Annotated in this window: 15 protein-coding genes and 1 pseudogene; 9 read left to right on the top strand and 7 right to left on the bottom strand. The window is 65.3% G+C overall.

Annotated features, from left to right (window positions below):
• Positions 1 to 35: 35 nt before the first annotated feature.
• Positions 36 to 935 carry a peptidylprolyl isomerase gene (locus ACVILH_RS09065; RefSeq protein ID WP_456712583.1) on the top strand — a complete coding sequence of 300 codons (900 nt, stop codon included), beginning with the start codon at positions 36 to 38 and terminating at the stop codon, positions 933 to 935.
• A 277-nt stretch (positions 936 to 1212) separates the two neighbouring features.
• The gene (gene argJ, locus ACVILH_RS09060) at positions 1213 to 2454 is read left to right on the top strand and encodes a bifunctional glutamate N-acetyltransferase/amino-acid acetyltransferase ArgJ (RefSeq protein WP_456712582.1); all 1242 of its coding nucleotides are present in this window, start codon (positions 1213 to 1215) and stop codon (positions 2452 to 2454) included.
• Between the two features lie 9 nt (positions 2455 to 2463).
• On the opposite strand, the gene ACVILH_RS09055 is transcribed toward argJ, so the two are convergent.
• Both ACVILH_RS09055 and ACVILH_RS09050 read right to left on the bottom strand, forming a co-directional pair.
• Complete coding sequence (locus ACVILH_RS09055) at positions 2464 to 2838, bottom strand: Ig-like domain-containing protein (RefSeq protein WP_456712581.1); 375 nt, start codon at positions 2836 to 2838, stop codon at positions 2464 to 2466.
• 91 nt (positions 2839 to 2929) lie between these two features.
• Positions 2930 to 4259: pseudogene (locus ACVILH_RS09050) on the bottom strand (TadE/TadG family type IV pilus assembly protein).
• A 190-nt stretch (positions 4260 to 4449) separates the two neighbouring features.
• Here ACVILH_RS09050 and ACVILH_RS09045 point away from each other — a divergent pair.
• Positions 4450 to 4860: a (deoxy)nucleoside triphosphate pyrophosphohydrolase gene (locus ACVILH_RS09045; protein ID WP_456712580.1), complete on the top strand. Its 411-nt coding sequence runs from the start codon at positions 4450 to 4452 to the stop codon at positions 4858 to 4860.
• Between the two features lie 31 nt (positions 4861 to 4891).
• Here the strand turns inward: ACVILH_RS09045 and ACVILH_RS09040 are convergent, their stop codons facing one another.
• Positions 4892 to 5317, bottom strand: a complete 426-nt coding sequence (locus tag ACVILH_RS09040) for a VOC family protein (RefSeq protein WP_456712579.1) — start codon at positions 5315 to 5317, stop codon at positions 4892 to 4894.
• Positions 5318 to 5379: 62 nt separating this feature from the next.
• Complete coding sequence (locus tag ACVILH_RS09035; protein ID WP_456712578.1) at positions 5380 to 6225, bottom strand: methyltransferase domain-containing protein; 846 nt, start codon at positions 6223 to 6225, stop codon at positions 5380 to 5382.
• Between the two features lie 79 nt (positions 6226 to 6304).
• Between ACVILH_RS09035 and ACVILH_RS09030 the strand changes: the two genes are divergently transcribed.
• The 5 genes from ACVILH_RS09030 to ACVILH_RS09010 all read left to right on the top strand — a co-directional run bounded on the left by ACVILH_RS09030 (position 6305) and on the right by ACVILH_RS09010 (position 9404).
• Entirely contained in the window at positions 6305 to 7108 is an 804-nt protein-coding gene (locus ACVILH_RS09030; RefSeq protein ID WP_456712577.1) for a ComF family protein, read from the top strand.
• Between the two features lie 30 nt (positions 7109 to 7138).
• Positions 7139 to 7414: a glutaredoxin 3 gene (gene grxC / locus ACVILH_RS09025; protein ID WP_456712576.1), complete on the top strand. Its 276-nt coding sequence runs from the start codon at positions 7139 to 7141 to the stop codon at positions 7412 to 7414.
• Positions 7411 to 8289 carry a carbon-nitrogen hydrolase family protein gene (locus ACVILH_RS09020; RefSeq protein WP_456712575.1) on the top strand — a complete coding sequence of 293 codons (879 nt, stop codon included), beginning with the start codon at positions 7411 to 7413 and terminating at the stop codon, positions 8287 to 8289. The genes grxC and ACVILH_RS09020 overlap by 4 nt, the downstream gene beginning before the upstream one ends.
• The gene (locus ACVILH_RS09015; RefSeq protein ID WP_456712574.1) at positions 8286 to 8768 is read left to right on the top strand and encodes a DUF1178 family protein; all 483 of its coding nucleotides are present in this window, start codon (positions 8286 to 8288) and stop codon (positions 8766 to 8768) included. The genes ACVILH_RS09020 and ACVILH_RS09015 overlap by 4 nt, the downstream gene beginning before the upstream one ends.
• A 198-nt stretch (positions 8769 to 8966) precedes the next feature.
• Positions 8967 to 9404, top strand: a complete 438-nt coding sequence (locus tag ACVILH_RS09010) for an EamA family transporter (protein ID WP_456712573.1) — start codon at positions 8967 to 8969, stop codon at positions 9402 to 9404.
• Here ACVILH_RS09010 and ACVILH_RS09005 read toward each other — a convergent pair whose 3' ends face one another.
• The 3 genes from ACVILH_RS09005 to ACVILH_RS08995 form a co-directional block, all read right to left on the bottom strand.
• Complete coding sequence (locus tag ACVILH_RS09005) at positions 9405 to 10304, bottom strand: EamA family transporter (protein WP_456712572.1); 900 nt, start codon at positions 10302 to 10304, stop codon at positions 9405 to 9407. It abuts the gene before it with no gap.
• A 153-nt stretch (positions 10305 to 10457) separates the two neighbouring features.
• Positions 10458 to 11222, bottom strand: coding sequence for a bifunctional 2-polyprenyl-6-hydroxyphenol methylase/3-demethylubiquinol 3-O-methyltransferase UbiG (gene ubiG, locus ACVILH_RS09000; RefSeq protein ID WP_456716913.1), 765 nt, complete (start codon positions 11220 to 11222; stop codon positions 10458 to 10460).
• Between the two features lie 43 nt (positions 11223 to 11265).
• Positions 11266 to 11733, bottom strand: coding sequence for a PH domain-containing protein (locus ACVILH_RS08995; RefSeq protein WP_456712571.1), 468 nt, complete (start codon positions 11731 to 11733; stop codon positions 11266 to 11268).
• Positions 11734 to 11879: 146 nt separating this feature from the next.
• Between ACVILH_RS08995 and ACVILH_RS08990 the strand changes: the two genes are divergently transcribed.
• A complete protein-coding gene (locus tag ACVILH_RS08990) occupies positions 11880 to 13136 on the top strand; it encodes an aspartate kinase (RefSeq protein WP_456712570.1) in 1257 nt (418 codons plus the stop codon).
• Positions 13137 to 13218 lie beyond the last annotated feature (82 nt).

Here is a 13218-nt window from a genome sequence, read left to right as displayed (position 1 = left end):
GCCCCTCGAGCCCCTCTTCAGAACAAGGATTTTCCATGACCACGTCGTTCCCGGTTACGAAAACCGGCCTGCGCTTCGGCCTTGCCACCGCTCTTGCCGGCAGTCTCGCATTGTCCCTGCTGGTCGCCCCCGCGCGCGCCGCCGACGATGCCAACCCGGTGCTGGCCAAGGTGAACGGCGCCGAGATCCGCAAGAGCGACGTCGCGCTCGCGGAGGAGGAGCTCGGGCCGAGCCTCGCCCAGATGGACCCGGCGACCAAGGACGACAACGTGCTGTCGTTCCTGATCGACATGAAGCTCGTCTCCAAGGCGGCCGAGGACAAGAAGGTCGCCGACAGCGAGGACTTCAAGAAGCGCCTCGCCTTCACCCGCAACCGCCTGCTCATGGACAGCCTGCTCGCCAGCGAGGGCAAGGCCGCGACCACGCCGGACGCGATGAAGAAGGTCTATGAGGAGGCCTCCAAGCAGATCGGCGGCGAGCAGGAGGTGCATGCGCGCCATATCCTGGTCGAGACCGAGGACGAGGCCAAGGCCGTCAAGGCCGAGCTCGCCAAGGGCGCCGACTTCGCCGAGCTGGCCAAGAAGAAGTCGAAGGATCCGGGCGCCTCGGATGGCGGCGACCTCGGCTTCTTCACCAAGGAGCAGATGGTCCCGGAATTCGCCAACGTCGCGTTCAGCATGGAGCCGGGCAAGATCTCCGATCCGGTGAAGACCCAGTTCGGCTGGCACATCATCAAGGTCGAGGAGAAGCGCAACCGCAAGCCGCCGGAGTTCGATCAGGTCAAGAGCCAGATCGAGACCTACGTGACCCGCAAGGCCCAGGCCGACTATGTCAGCAAGCTGCGCGAGGCCGCGAAGATCGAGCGCCTGGACAAGCCGGCGGGCGACGCCGCGAAGCCGGCCGACGCGAAGCCGGCCGAGCCGGCGAAGAAGTAAGCGGATTGGTTAAGCGCGGCGGGGCTCGTCACTGATTTGTTAGAGAGCCGTAACCGCCGCGTCACAAAAGGTGTCGTCCCGGCCTCCGCGCCGGGACCCAAACCGCGTGATGTTGGAAACGGGCACGCGGCCAGTCCCGCGGCTTACAACTGAACCCTGTGGTTATGGATCCCGGCGTACGCCGGGATGACGGCTGTGGGCGTGTAGACATCCACTCCCACAACGTCAATCGAGATGATACAGAGCGCTTCCCGCCATCCTGCCGGAAGCCCCTCTGATGTCCTCTGCCGTCTCCCCGCTCGCCCCGACCGAAGTCCCCGATATGCCGGCGCTCGCCGGCGTCAGGCTCGCGACTGCCGCGGCCGGCATCCGCTACAAGAACCGCACCGATGTGCTGCTGGCGCTGCTCGATCCCGGCACGACCGTGGCCGGCGTGTTCACCAAATCCAAATGCCCCTCGGCCCCGGTCGAATGGTGCCGCGCCAAGCTGAAGGGCGGCAAGGCGCGCGCGCTGGTGGTCAATTCCGGCAACGCCAACGCCTTCACCGGCAAGACCGGCAAGCAGTCGACGGCGCTGACGGCCTCGATCGCCGCCAAGGCGGTCGGCTGCAAGCAGGACGAGATCTTCCTCGCCTCGACCGGCGTGATCGGCGAGCCGCTCGACGCCACCAAGTTCGACGGCGTGCTCGAAGGCCTCGCCGGCACGGCTGCGCCTGAGGACTGGATGGGCGCGGCGCGCGCCATCATGACCACCGACACCTTCCCGAAGGTCGCGACCGCCACCGTCAAGCTCGGCAAGACCAAGGTGACGATCAACGGCATGGCCAAGGGCGCCGGCATGATCGCGCCCGACATGGCGACGATGCTGTCCTTCATCTTCACCGACGCACCGATCACCGCCCCTGCCCTGCAGGCGCTGCTCAAGGCCGGCGTCGAGGATACCTTCAACGCGGTGACGATCGACGGCGACACCTCGACCTCCGACACGCTGCTGGCCTTTGCCACCGGCGCGGCCGCAGCCAAGGGTGCGACGAAGATCAGCAAGATCAGCGATCCCAATGCCAAGGCCTTCGTGAAGGCGTTCAACGCTGTGCTCGCCGACCTCGCCGAGCAGGTCGCGCGCGACGGCGAAGGTGCGCGCAAGCTGGTCGAGATCATCGTCGAGGGCGCCACGACCAAACAATCGGCGCGCAGAATCGCGATGTCGATCGCCAACTCGCCGCTGGTGAAGACCGCGATCGCCGGCGAGGACGCCAATTGGGGCCGCGTCGTGATGGCCGTCGGCAAGGCCGGCGAGCCGGCCGACCGCGACAAGCTCTCGATCTCCTTCAACGGCATCCGCGTGGCCTCAAAAGGCGCCCGCGATCCGTCCTATGACGAGACCGAGGTCTCCGAGGCGATGAAGGCGCAGACCATCCAGATCAAGGTCGCACTCGGTCTCGGCAAGGGCCGCGACCGCGTGCTGACCTGCGACCTCACCAAGGAGTATGTCGCGATCAACGGCGACTACCGCTCCTGAGCGCAGCCTTCAGATCTTCTCGCTGCTGACATGGACGGTGACCTCGACACCCTTGGTCACCGGCTTGTTGACCGCATCAGCGCCCCTGCGCTCGTAGGCGAAATGGTCCTCGCCTACGTAGCCCGGGGTCGAGCGGTAGACGATCTTTTGTCCCTCGACGGCAACCGTGCCGTGGCTCGGCGAGGCTACCACGCGGACGCCGGACATCGGCCCGCGCGAGCCGAGGACGATGATGCTGCAGGACCTGCCCGTCCTGGCAAACATGTGTCCTTGAACCGTCTGGTTCTCCAAGGTGCGGATCGTTGGCACCCGGCAATTTTCGGCCGAAGCGCCCGCCGACAACGCCAGGAGCATGACAGACGAGAGCGCTGCTGCTTTGATCATTTTGATTTCCCCCAGGGCGACATGCCCCGGGGAGTTCACCTCAAGGCGTAGGCGCGATCAATGCATGCTTCGGATTGCAGCGACGCTTCGATCAACTCGCGATACGTGCGTCGGCCACCGCCCTGTCGAACAGCTTCCTCAATGCCTCGGAGATTCCCTGGGTGGGTGACACCTCGGTGTAGTATCCTTCGGACGCGCACGCCTGCATGTTCTGCGCAATCTCGCTGTTTGGCGACGGACCGAACGGGCCCTTGTTGAAGGGATCGATCCAGTCCATGTACCATTTGTTGGTCGGCAGCTGCAGATAGGTGGTGTAGAGCACCGCGATCTTGATGCCGCGATTCTTCAGCGTGGTGCAGAGCGCCGGATTGAGCGGCGACTGGCAGCGGTTGCCGCTCGCCCTTGGCCTTCAGGCAGGCGGCATTGCTTTCGTCGGCGACGCCGTCGGAGACGAAGAACAGATATTTCAGCGGCGAGCCGGTGGTGCCGTCACCGGGCGTCGAGATCTCGTTGTTGATGGCCGGGAAGACGGTCGAGAACGGCGTATCCTTGTCGGCCGTATAGGCGTCGTTGTTGCCGTAGACGCCCATCAGGTCGATATTCCCGGCGGCGGTCTTCGCGCTCGACAGATTGGCCGACAGCGCGAACAGAGCGCGCAGGCCGATCGTCTTCGACGCCGCGCCGAAATCATACAGCGCCATGCGGAACTGATTGGGATAAGTCTGCGTGGACGTGGCCTTGTCCATCAGCTGCTGGGTGGCGCTGCGCAGCACGTCGATGCGCGTGGTGACCCCGAGCTTCTTCGCGAGATTATAATAGTTGTTCGAATCGTTGTAGTCGTGGCAGGCGAAGGCGCACTTGTCCGAAGTGTTGTTGACCATCTTGGTCACGTCGTCGGGTGTCGCCGCGACGCCCATCGAGGGTGAATTGTCGAGCAGCAGGTAGAAATCGATGTATTTCGGCATCGAGGCCTTCGCCGTCGACGAGCCCTGCAAGGTCATGGTCTTGAAGCCGACGATGCTCATGAACATCGTGGGCACCGTGGCCGTGAACGACACCGTGGCGGTCACCACCGCGCCGGCCTTCTTCACGTCAGGCGTGAGGCTGTTCAGCGTGTAGCCGGTCGTGCCGGACATGTTGCCGTTGAAGATCTTGCGCGCATCGTCGTTGCCGACGGCGATCGGACCGTCGCCGGTCATGGAGCCGGCGGCGATGAAGGCCGGTGATGTCCGCGACACCGCGCCGACCGAGGCCGCATCCACCGCGGACTGCAGCTTGGCGCGCATCTGGTTGTTGCGGCTGTAATCGATGCCGCAGCCGACGGCGGCGATCACGGGAACGCAGACGATGGCGAACGTCACCGCGACATTGCCGCTGACGTCGCGACGCAAACGAGCAAGCAGGCTGGAGAGAATTCGCATGAAAGATGCCTAACGAACCATGAGGGAGTCACGGCGGACACCCGTGAAAATACGCGTCGGCCCGTTAAGGTCGGCTTATTTCAATCGTGGAATCACGGCTCGAAACGGCCTAGGTTAACAATCCCTCAACAGGCGCGGCCGCCTCTTCGAATTTGAATGAGCGCGCCGCGCGCCGAACACCGACCGGATCATGCCTGACTTGAAACTCACTCTCGTGGTCGCCTGCGCCCTCGTCGACACCGACAACCGCGTGCTGCTGGCGCAACGGCCGCCCGGCAAGACGCTCGCCGGCCTCTGGGAATTTCCCGGCGGAAAGCTCGAGCCGGGCGAGCGGCCGGAGGCGAGCCTGATCCGTGAGCTCGACGAGGAGCTCGGCATCACCGTGCGCGAGGCGTGTCTGGCGCCGCTGACCTTTGCCAGCCACGCCTATGAGACGTTCCATCTGCTGATGCCGCTGTACATCTGCCGGCGCTGGGAAGGCCTGGTGACCGCGCGCGAGGGCCAGCAATTGGCGTGGGTGCGGCCGAACAAGCTGCGCGATTATCCGATGCCACCGGCGGACATTCCGCTGCTGCCGCATCTCACGGATCTGCTGCTGTGACGATCGCGCAGCGATGTTTCTCCGGGCGCGGTTATAGCCCGTCCGGAATCCCTTGTTTCATCCTTACAAGGGCGTCTTCATCGATCCAGCGTTGGTTGTTATCGGAAATGTAAAACTCATTGCCGTCTGGATCGTGGAACGACACGAATTCAAGCCCGCCATTGAGGTGACAGTGGAAGCGAACTCCCTTTGCAAGCAGCGCGTCGTAGGTCTGCTCCAAATCCGTACAGCTCAGCATGATCGGGGGGCTGCTGCGCGAGGTATCGCCGGGCGGGCGTAAGGTGAGTTGCAGCGCCATGCGTTGCCCGGGCAGGCCCACGGTCAGGTCATATCCCCAATTGATGATGCCGCCGGGCGAGCAATGCCGCAGCTCAAATCCGAGCGTACCGACATAGAAGTCAAGTGCAGCTCTTTGGTCGGCGACATAGACCGCGACGTAGCTGATCTGGGTAAGCATGGCAGGCGATACCGTGCGATTTGATGGGCGACGGCTATAAGGCGCAGCCGTCGGGAGAAAGTCTAGTCCCGGCCAGCTTTCCTCACCGCCGCCTCCAAACTCGTGGTTGCCGAGCCCGGCTTCAGCGGCTTCTGCTGGCTGTCATGCGGCGCCCAGCCGGAGATCCAGATGATGTCGAAGGTGGCGCGGAGGCGGCCGTCGGGATCGGCAAAACGCTCGGCGTAGATTTCGGCCATGCGCAGCAGGGTTGCACGGCGAAGCGGCGTGCGGCGGCGCTCGACCAGGCTGTTGGCCGCGCCCATGCGGCGGAGGTCCTGCATCAGCCCGAACGCGCTGGCATAGCGGACCACGACCCGGTCGACGTCCGTCACCGGCAGCGCGAAGCCGGCCCGCTGCAGCAGGCCACCGATGTCGCGCAGATCGGCAAAAGGCGCGACCCGCGGCGACACGCCGCCCTCGCATTCAGCCTCGGCCGCCGCGAAACTTTGCCGGAGCTCGGTCAGCGTGTCGCCGCCGATCATCGCCGCCAGCAACAGACCGTCGGGCCGCAGCGCGCGGCGAATCTGCGCGAGCACGCCGGGAAGATCGTTGACGAACTGGAACGCCAGCGCCGACAGCGCGAGATCGAGCGACTGCGGTTGCAACGGCAGCGTCTCGGTCGCCGTGTCGGGCGGAGCGACATGCGCGAGCTCCGCGACCTGTCCGGCCAGATGCGACCTCAGGCCATCGCCTGGCGTCCAGATGTCGGCAGCCGATTGGAAGGAGCGGTTCACCGCGGCAAGGCGATCTGCGAGATCCTCCGCCACGCGCTCGAGCAAGAAGGTCTCCGGTGCCCTCGCCGCCCGCCGCAGCCTCAGCGCGAGCAGCGAACGATCGAACAGAGTAGGAGCGGTGGCAGGCTGTGTCATGTGGGGCTGGTTACGCCGATCCTCGGGAACGGGCAATGCGCCGCTTGAGCCGCATCGGCCGCGCGGCTAGCCTCAATCCATGAGCCTCAACTTTGCTCCAATCGGGATCGCGCAACTCCGTGCCGCGGCGAACGCCGCCCGTGGCGCCTGCGGCCATCTAGCCAAGCTCGCGCTCGATATTGCCTTGCCGACCCTGTGCATCGCCTGCCGCGAGCCGGTCGAGGGCGAGGGCGTCTGCGCGGCGTGCTGGGGCAAATTGTCGTTCATCGAGCGGCCCTATTGCCCGAAGCTCGGCATTCCCTTCGTCTACGATCCCGGCCCTGAGCTACTGTCCATGGAGGCGATCGCGGCGCCGCCGGCCTATGCCCGCGCCCGGGCCGCCGTGCGCTATGACGAGGTCGCGCGCACGCTGGTGCATCAGCTAAAATATCAGGATCGCACCGACCTCGCGCCGATCATGGGACGCTGGATGGCCCGCGCCGGCCGCGAGCTGCTGGCCGAAGCCGACCTCGTGGTCCCCGTGCCCTTGCATTGGCGGCGGGGCTTTTCCCGTCGCTACAACCAGTCCGGCGCGCTGGCCCGGGTTGTCGCCCGCGCGAGCGGCGTCCGGATGAGCGGCGACACGCTGCGCCGGGTCCGCGCCACGGAGCAGCAGGTCGGGCTGTCCCGGGCTCAGCGCGCTAGCAATGTGCAGGGCGCATTCCAGGTATCCTCAGACCGCCTGCACGACGTCCAGGGGCGCCGCATCGTGATCGTCGACGACGTCCTGACCACCGGCGCCACCGTGGATGCCTGCGCCCGCGCTCTGCTGCGCGCCAAGGCGGCCGAGGTCGGCGTGCTCGTCTTCGCCCGGGTTGTCGATGCGCCCCGCGCTCCCATATAATCTGACACTTCCGCAACAGCTGAGCGCGACATGACCGCTGCGATCGAAATCTATACCCGTCCGGGGTGCGGCTACTGCACGGCCGCCAAATCGCTCCTGACCCGCAAGAACGTTACCTTCACCGAATACGACGCGGGCAAGGATCCGAACGTTCGGCAGCAGATGTATGATCGCGTCGGCCCGGGCTCGACCTTCCCGCAGATCTTCATCGGCAAGACCCATGTCGGCGGCTGCGACGACCTCTATGCGCTCGACCGCGAGGGCCGGCTCGACGCCATGCTGGCTGGAGACAAGGCGACATCATGAGCAACGACCGCAGCTTTACCGCCGCCATGGTGCAGATGCGCACCTCGCTGCTGCCCGAGCCGAGCCTCGAGCAGGGCACCAGGCTGATCCGGGAAGCGGTTGCGCAAGGCGCCCAATACGTCCAGACGCCGGAAGTGAGCAACATGATGCAGCTCAACCGGACGGCGCTGTTCGAGCAGCTCAAGAGCGAGGACGACGATCCCTCGCTCAAGGCCTATCGCGCGCTCGCCAAGGAGCTGAACATCCACCTGCATATCGGCTCGCTGGCGCTGCGCTTCTCGCCTGAGAAGGCGGTGAATCGCTCGTTCCTGATCGGGCCGGATGGCAACGTGCTGGCGAGCTACGACAAGATCCACATGTTCGACATCGACCTGCCGGGCGGCGAGAGCTACCGCGAGTCGGCGAACTATCAGCCCGGCGAGACGGCGGTCATCAGCGATCTGCCGTGGGGACGCCTGGGCCTCACGATCTGCTACGACGTGCGCTTTCCGGCGCTGTATCGCGCGCTGGCCGAGAGCGGCGCGTCGTTCATCAGCGTGCCCTCCGCCTTCACCCGCAAGACCGGCGAGGCGCATTGGCACACCTTGCTACGCGCCCGCGCCATCGAGACCGGCTGCTTCGTGTTCGCCGCCGCCCAATGCGGCCTGCACGAGAACAAGCGCGAGACGTTCGGTCATTCACTGATCATCGATCCCTGGGGCGAGATCCTCGCCGAGGGCGGCGTCGAGCCCGGCGTGATCGTCGCCAAGATCGATCCGGCACGGGTCGAGAGCGTGCGCCAGACCATCCCCTCGCTGCAGCACGGCCGCCGCTTCGGCATCGCCGACCCCAAGGGCGGCCCGGACTATCTGCACCTCGTGCGGGGCTCGGCATGATCCGCTACGCGTTGCGCTGCGAGCGTGACCACACGTTCGAAAGCTGGTTTCAGAGCTCCTCGGCTTACGACTCCCAGGTGAAGCGCAAGCTGGTGGAATGCCCGACCTGCGGCTCGACGAGGATCGAGAAAGCGATCATGGCGCCGCGCATCGTCAGCAAGAAGGGCCGCGAACTCGCGCCCGTGCCCGCCGCTCCTGCGCCGGTGCCGGCGCAGGAGGTGATTCCGCCCGGACCGACCTCGCTGCTGATGGCGCAGGAGCGCGAGCTGCGCGCCAAGCTGAAGGAGCTGCGCGATCATATCGTCAAGAACGCCGACGATGTCGGCGACCGCTTCCCGACCGAGGCGCGCAAGATGCATTACGGCGAGACCGAGCATCGGCCGATCTACGGCGAGGCCTCGCTCGACGAAGCCCGCGAGCTGATCGAGGAAGGCATCGAGGTGGCGCCGATTCCGGTGCTGCCGGACGATCGGAATTGACGTGCTGGAATGACGGCGCGGGCTCGTGCCGATCATGAACCACGCTAATTTGATGCGAGCTCTCGTTCCAATCTCCGTCATTGCGAGCGCAGCGAAGCAATCCAGAGCCCCGCGCGCAGCCCTGGATTGCTTCGCTCCGCTCGCAATGACGGTTGAGAGATCTCGACCTGAACTGCGACCTTGCTCTGCGAGATCACGATGTCCCCTCTCTCATCTTCCTGGCAACTCTGGGCGCTGCTCTCCGCATTCTTTGCCGCGCTGACGGCGATCTTCGCCAAAGTCGGCGTCGAGGGCCTCAACTCCGATCTCGCCACCCTGATCCGCACGGCGATCGTGCTGGTGACCTTGGCCCTGATCCTGTTCGCGACCGGCCAGCTCACAACTCCGGGACCGATCTCGACGAAGAGCTGGATTTTCCTAACGCTCTCGGCGCTCGGCACCGGCGCGTCCTGGCTGTGCTACTTCCGCGCCTTGAAGCTTGGACCGGCGACATTGGTGGCACCGATCGACAAGCTCAGCGTCGTCCTCGTCGCGTTGTTCGGCGTGGTCTTTCTCGGCGAGCGGCCCAGCCTGCAGGGCTGGATTGGCATCGCGCTGATCGCCTGCGGCGCCGTGCTGATCGCGATCAAGGGCTGACTACACCGCGATCAGCAGCGCGACACCCGCCACGATCAGCGAGATGCCGCAGATCTCGCGCAGCGAGACCGGCTGCTTGAACGAGTAGTATGACACCCCTTGCGCGAACAGCACCTCGATCAGCGCCAAGGTGCGGACGTTCGCTGCCGCCGTCAGCGCGAACGCCAGGAACCAGAACTGCGAGGCGAAGGCGCCGACGAAGCCGGCCATCATCGACGGCCGCCACAGTGACAGGATGCCGCGCAGGATGTCGGGCGCACGCGCCAGCAGATAGACGGTCAGGATCGCCGTCTGCACGAACAGGCCCCAGACCAGCGTATAGGACGCCGCGGTCACGAAGGACACGCCTTCGACGGTGATGATGGCGCCGCGGAAGCCGACCGCCGACAGCGCGAAGGCAGCCGCTGCGACGAGACCCGTCACGGTCGGCTTCAGCTCCGCGAAGCTCTTCTCGCCGCCCGGCCTGAGCGCGGTGATGACGACGCCGATCGTGGCGATCAGGATCGCGACGAGCTTCGGCAACGACAGCGGATCGCCGAGAAAGATGAAGCCGAAGATCGCCGTCTGGATCGCCTCGGTCTTCAGATAAGCGGTCGTCACCACGAACGAGCGATCGGTCATGGCCAGCAGCATCAGCCCGGTCGCGATGATCTGGCTCAACGCCCCGAGCAGCAGCCAGGGCCAGAACGAAGCCGGCGGCCAGGGCAGATGATCGCCGGTCGTGAGCAGCACCACCGCGAGGAACAGCAGCGAGAACGGAAAGCCAAACAGAAAACGGATATTGGTCGCGCCCCACGTGCCAAGCTTGGCCGTCAGCGACCGCTGCATCGCATTGCGCGCCACCTGTCCGGCGGCAGCGACGAGGGTGAAGGGAATCCAGAGCGAGGCGATGGAGAGCATGAGGCACGGTCGGATGTGAGGGACCGCCACCGTGACCAGCGCGGCGCGCCGGGTCAACAGCACATGCGGCAGATCAGCCGCATGTCAGGCTTGCAGCGAAGGTCCGGGACGACACCCTTCGTGGAGCGAGATGCTGGCCTAAACGAATGGCCGCTACACCATCTGCTCGGCGACCACCATGTAGTTCACGTCCATGTCGCCCGACAGGCTCCAGCGGTCGGCGAAGGGGCTGTAGACAACGCCGCTCTGCTCGGTGATGACGAGGCGGTTGTCGAGCAGGTATTTGGTCAGCTCGTCCGGGGTGACGAACTTGCTCCATTCATGGGTGCCGCGCGGCAGCCAGCGGAGGACATATTCGGCGCCGACGATGGCGAGCGCGAAGCTCTTCCAATTGCGGTTCAGGGTCGAGACCACCATCAGGCCGCCCGGCTTGAGCACCGCGGCGCAGCGGCCGAGGAAGGCGCTGACGTCGGTGACATGCTCGACGACCTCCATCGCCAGCACGATGTCGAAGCGCTCGCGCGGGTCCATCTCCTCGATCGTGGTGCAGCGATAGTCGATCGACAGATGCCCCTTCTCCGCATGAAGCTTCGCCGCCGCGATGTTGCTGGCGGAGGGATCGACGCCGACGACCTGGGCGCCCAGCCGCGTGAACGGCTCGCACAACAGGCCGGCGCCGCAGCCGATGTCGAGCATGCGCAGGCCCGACAGGCAGTTGAGGCTCTTGGCGTTGCGCTCGAACTTCCGGCACGCGGCGTCGCGGATGTAGGTCAGGCGCAGCGGGTTGATCTTGTGCAAGGGCGCCATCTTGCCCTTGGGGTCCCACCAGGTCTCGGACAGTTTCGAGAACTTTGCGATCTCCGCGGGATCGACGGTCGAGCCTGGAGAAACAGGGCTGCTGCGGGAATCCTGAGGCATTGTCATCGGTGACTACTCATGATCGAAACGGGACGGCAGCGCGCTAGCGCGCCGTGATGGCGCTGCGGAACGCCAGCGGCTCCGCGATCGTCGGGATCTTCTCGTGACCTTCGCCAACGCCTTTGATGGTCACGTCTCCGTAATTGAGAATGCGTCCGGCAATGGTCTGGTTGACGTCGACGCTCTCGACCTTGTCGAGCGCGATCTCGAAGGTACGGCGGCGAATGAAACCGGTTTTGTGAACGACCCGGCGATTGGTGACGTCGGTCTCGGTGGTCAGGCGATGGAACCAGGCCCGGACCGTCCAATACAGCGACACCAGCGCCATCACGGCCGCTGTCGCCAGGCAGAGCATGATGAGGTTCTCGTTGAGCGTCATGCGGGAGAGGACGAGCAACCCAAACACGACGATCCAGGCCCCGATCGCCGGCAGATAGAACACCCAATGCGCATTGGTCGAATAAAGCACCTTCTCGCCAGGCTGGAGGATTTCGTCGATGTAACGCGCCATGCCAGTCCTCTACCCCACTCCATCACCACAAGGAACCGTCTTGCCCCCGGCCGCGCCGCTATGTATACGCGCGTTTCGGCTGGCGCGCCTCCGGTTTCCGCGCGGGCCGGTCAACTTATCCTCCTGATGGGAATGAGCGCGTCGTCATGGGTCGCCTCGTGCTGAAATTCGGCGGCACCTCCGTCGCCAACATCGACCGCATCCGCAACGTCGCGCGCCACGTCAAGCGCGAGGTGGATGCCGGTCACGAGGTCGCCGTCGTCGTCTCGGCGATGTCGGGCAAGACCAACGAGCTGGTGGCCTGGTGCACCGAAGCCTCGCCGATGCACGACGCGCGCGAATACGACGCCGTGGTGGCCTCGGGTGAGCAGGTCACATCCGGCCTGCTGGCGATCGTGCTGCAGAGCATGGGCATCCAGGCCCGCTCCTGGCAGGGCTGGCAGATCCCGATCAAGACCAGCGACGCCCACGCCTCGGCGCGAATCGTCGACATCGACGGCAGCGAGCTGATCCAACGGTTCCAGGAGCGCAAGGAGGTCGCGGTCATCGCCGGCTTCCAGGGCATCAATGCGGAGACCGGGCGAATCACCACGCTCGGCCGGGGCGGCTCGGATACCTCCGCAGTGGCGATCGCCGCCGCGATCAAGGCCGACCGCTGCGACATCTATACCGACGTCGACGGCGTCTACACCACCGACCCGCGCGTGGTGCCGAAGGCCAAGCGGCTCGACAAGATCGCCTTCGAGGACATGCTGGAGCTGGCGTCCCAGGGCGCCAAGGTGCTGCAGGTGCGCTCGGTGGAACTCGGCATGGTCCACAACATGCCGATCTTCGTCCGCTCCTCATTCGACAAGCCAGAAGATATCGACCCGCACGCCAAGCAGCCGCCGGGGACGCTGATCTGCAGCGAGGAACAAATCATGGAAAATCACGTCGTGACCGGCATCGCCTTCTCCAAGGACGAGGCCCAGATCTCGGTGCGCCAGATCGAGGACAAGCCGGGCATCGCGGCCTCGATCTTCGGGCCGCTGGCGGACGCCAACATCAACGTCGACATGATCGTCCAGAACGTCTCCGAGGACGGCAAGACCACCGATCTGACCTTCACCGTGCCGGCGACCGACTATAACCGGGCCCGCGAGACCATCACGGCCGCCAAGGACAAGATCGGCTACCAGCGCCTGGACACCGCCACCGACGTCGCCAAGGTCTCGGTGATCGGCTCGGGCATGCGCAGCCATGCCGGGGTGGCCGCCAAGGGGTTTGCGGCGCTCGCCGCCCGCAACATCAACATCCGCGCGATCACCACCTCCGAGATCAAGTTCTCGGTGCTGATCGACGCCGCCTATACCGAGCTGGCCGTCCGCACGCTGCATACGCTCTACGGACTGGACCAGGCCTAGAAAAATCTCCCCCATCGCGCCGGTGTCCCGTTCTGTAACAGCGGGACATCGCGCAGACGTGCGCGAAAGCCGTTGAAGCCGT

It is taken from the genome of Bradyrhizobium sp. USDA 4353 (genome assembly GCF_054063215.1).
Note: the sequence above shows the minus strand (reverse complement) of the source record. Positions and strands in the feature narration are given on the sequence as shown.

Bases quoted from the DNA above. Each gene is read 5' to 3' on its own strand.
- ACVILH_RS09065 (WP_456712583.1), top strand. From the start codon at position 36: ATGACCACGTCGTTCCCGGTTACGAAAACCGGCCTGCGCTTCGGCCTT.
- argJ (WP_456712582.1), top strand. From the start codon at position 1,213: ATGTCCTCTGCCGTCTCCCCGCTCGCCCCGACCGAAGTCCCCGATATG.
- ACVILH_RS09055 (WP_456712581.1), bottom strand. From the start codon at position 2,838: ATGATCAAAGCAGCAGCGCTCTCGTCTGTCATGCTCCTGGCGTTGTCG.
- ACVILH_RS09045 (WP_456712580.1), top strand. From the start codon at position 4,450: ATGCCTGACTTGAAACTCACTCTCGTGGTCGCCTGCGCCCTCGTCGAC.
- ACVILH_RS09040 (WP_456712579.1), bottom strand. From the start codon at position 5,317: ATGCTTACCCAGATCAGCTACGTCGCGGTCTATGTCGCCGACCAAAGA.
- ACVILH_RS09035 (WP_456712578.1), bottom strand. From the start codon at position 6,225: ATGACACAGCCTGCCACCGCTCCTACTCTGTTCGATCGTTCGCTGCTC.
- ACVILH_RS09030 (WP_456712577.1), top strand. From the start codon at position 6,305: ATGAGCCTCAACTTTGCTCCAATCGGGATCGCGCAACTCCGTGCCGCG.
- grxC (WP_456712576.1), top strand. From the start codon at position 7,139: ATGACCGCTGCGATCGAAATCTATACCCGTCCGGGGTGCGGCTACTGC.
- ACVILH_RS09020 (WP_456712575.1), top strand. From the start codon at position 7,411: ATGAGCAACGACCGCAGCTTTACCGCCGCCATGGTGCAGATGCGCACC.
- ACVILH_RS09015 (WP_456712574.1), top strand. From the start codon at position 8,286: ATGATCCGCTACGCGTTGCGCTGCGAGCGTGACCACACGTTCGAAAGC.
- ACVILH_RS09010 (WP_456712573.1), top strand. From the start codon at position 8,967: ATGTCCCCTCTCTCATCTTCCTGGCAACTCTGGGCGCTGCTCTCCGCA.
- ACVILH_RS09005 (WP_456712572.1), bottom strand. From the start codon at position 10,304: ATGCTCTCCATCGCCTCGCTCTGGATTCCCTTCACCCTCGTCGCTGCC.
- ubiG (WP_456716913.1), bottom strand. From the start codon at position 11,222: ATGCCTCAGGATTCCCGCAGCAGCCCTGTTTCTCCAGGCTCGACCGTC.
- ACVILH_RS08995 (WP_456712571.1), bottom strand. From the start codon at position 11,733: ATGGCGCGTTACATCGACGAAATCCTCCAGCCTGGCGAGAAGGTGCTT.
- ACVILH_RS08990 (WP_456712570.1), top strand. From the start codon at position 11,880: ATGGGTCGCCTCGTGCTGAAATTCGGCGGCACCTCCGTCGCCAACATC.